The 2,108-nt window shown below is 62.5% G+C and carries 1 protein-coding gene and 1 pseudogene; one reads left to right on the top strand and one right to left on the bottom strand.

Annotated features, from left to right (window positions below):
- Positions 1-202 precede the first annotated feature (202 nt).
- A complete protein-coding gene (locus tag A9K71_RS24555) occupies positions 203-424 on the bottom strand; it encodes a hypothetical protein (protein ID WP_067002247.1) in 222 nt (73 codons plus the stop codon).
- Positions 425-1,326: 902 nt separating this feature from the next.
- Between A9K71_RS24555 and A9K71_RS24550 the strand changes: the two are divergent.
- A pseudogene (locus tag A9K71_RS24550) lies at positions 1,327-1,920 on the top strand (ATP-binding cassette domain-containing protein); the annotation flags it as partial.
- Between the last annotated feature and the right edge of the window lie 188 nt (positions 1,921-2,108).

Here is a 2,108-nt window from a genome sequence, read left to right as displayed (position 1 = left end):
CCCCACCCCAGGCCGGGTCGCCCCAGCTCCACTTGAAGGCGAGCTGCGTGGCCCGGTCAGTCACCCAACCCATGGACTTTCGGGCGCCGGCCTCCAACGGCCCGGCCAAGTCATCTTGGTAGCTGCGACCTCCGGTCTGTCCTCGCTCGCGACCTTGTGAGAGGTCGCGGCTTCACCGGACATAGTTCAAACCCTACGGCTATCATTGCTTCCCGACCTTGGGGGATCTTCTCGCGCCTTTTTCGCGCGAATAACTGCACTGTCTGAGCGCGGCCATAAATGCCTCGGCTGCCAGGTCGCATTTGCGCTTGGACGGACCGTTGCTCTGGATCACAATTTCGGCCTGCCTGGTTGTCAGGCCGTGCTTTGCCGCAAACTCGTCTATGTCGGCTTCCGTCCAGCACGACCGCTTGAAACCTTGCATTTTATCTCCTGGTCCCGAAATCGTGAGGAGCCAACCGGGACCGTCGATACGGTTTCAGATCAACGCCGAGAGCCCTCAACTCGGCTGGTCGCCAGAGGCGCCTTCTCGTCGACGGCTTATGGAGCGTCACCACGCTCTCGTACTCTTTCCGTTCTGGCCTCTGAATGGCAGGCAACTTACATAGCCAGGGCTATGGCCTCGGCTGGAACGCTGCCGCGCTCACGAGCCTGGAGGCTATAGAACGGCCCGGCAGCCATCTTGCTTCGGGGGGAAGTGGTGACGCACCGCCGGGCCGAGGTAGTCCGGGAGTGGGTAGCCAAAACCCTGGACAGCGTTAACCATAGCGTCACGGCGGGCGATGGCATTTGTTGTTTTGGGTCAGTCCATGAAGGCGTGACCCATCGCGAAACCGATGCATGGCAAATGCCCGTAAAGAACCTCCCGGCAGCATCTAGGGCAATGACGCGGCCCTTGGCCCAAAACGTCTACGCGGGCTCTCTGAGGGCAGTGGTGACCATCATCGAAGATCGCGTCCATAGCAAAGCTTCTAGATCGAAACGGCTTCGCTGTGAATCCCCCATCCTCTGGTGGGAAGACAACAGTTCTCAGCGACTGCTGAAAGAAAGATCGCCGGGCGAGGAACCCCAAATCCTCAAGCCCGGCGCACTCATCCTGATCCCCATCAGGAGTCCGGTGGAGGAACCGGCAATTTCTTTGATGCAAGGCGGATGCCAGCATTTTGGTCCCGAAGTGAGACAGGCAAGCGCTACGCTTCTAGGCGTCTGTCTCTAGCGGTTCGGGGTCCGGCTGTTCATGCCAGATCACTTGTCGCAGATCGCGCCAGTCAACCGCTTGGCCGCAGATCGGGCATCTGTGAAAATGCTCGCGCTCGTTGGAATAAGACGCTGGCGCGTCACCTCGCCGGCATCATGCAGCCGAGCCGCGGCACGGTGAGGCTCGATGGCGCCGACATGACGCAATGGGGAAGGGAGGCGCTCGGCGACCATATCGGCTACCTGCCGCAGGACATCGAGCTGTTTTCAGACACGGTGGCCGCCAATATCGGCCGCTTCAAGACCGATGTCGACCGCGAGGTGATCGAGGCGGCACGGCTCGCCGGCGTGCATGAGATGATCATCCGTCTGCCGCAAGGCTACGAGACGCAGATCGGCGAGGGCGGGGCGGTGCTGTCCGGCGGCTACCGGCAGCGCATCGCGCTTGCCCGCGCAGTCTTCGGCATGCCGAACCTCATCGTGCTCGACGAGCCGAGCTCCAACCTCGATGCCGACGGCGATCGCGCGCTGGCCGAATGCGCGCTGGAGCTGAAGCGTCGCGGCAGCACCGTGATCATCGTCTCGCACCGGCCCTCGACTTTGGCCAATGTCGACAAGATCCTGCTCTTGCGGGATGGCGCGGTCGAAGCCTTCGGCATGAGAAACGAGATCGTGGCGCTGCTCAACCAGCGCGCGGCACCGATCACGGTGGCGGCCCAATGACCGATATCCCGCTACCTATCGCAACCTCGCCGGCACCGAAGATGCGGGCGCCAATGCGGACTCGATCCGGGCACCGGTGTGGATCGGCCTGCTCATCATCACCGCCTTCTTCGGCGTGTTCGGCGGCTGGGCGGCGGTCGCGCCGCTCAATGGCGCGGTGCTTGCCGATGCGGTGGTGAAGGTCGAGG

The sequence above is a fragment of the Mesorhizobium sp. WSM3873 genome (assembly GCF_001672445.1).
Lineage (GTDB): Bacteria > Pseudomonadota > Alphaproteobacteria > Rhizobiales > Rhizobiaceae > Mesorhizobium.
This window is presented reverse-complemented; position numbering and strand designations above follow the sequence as displayed.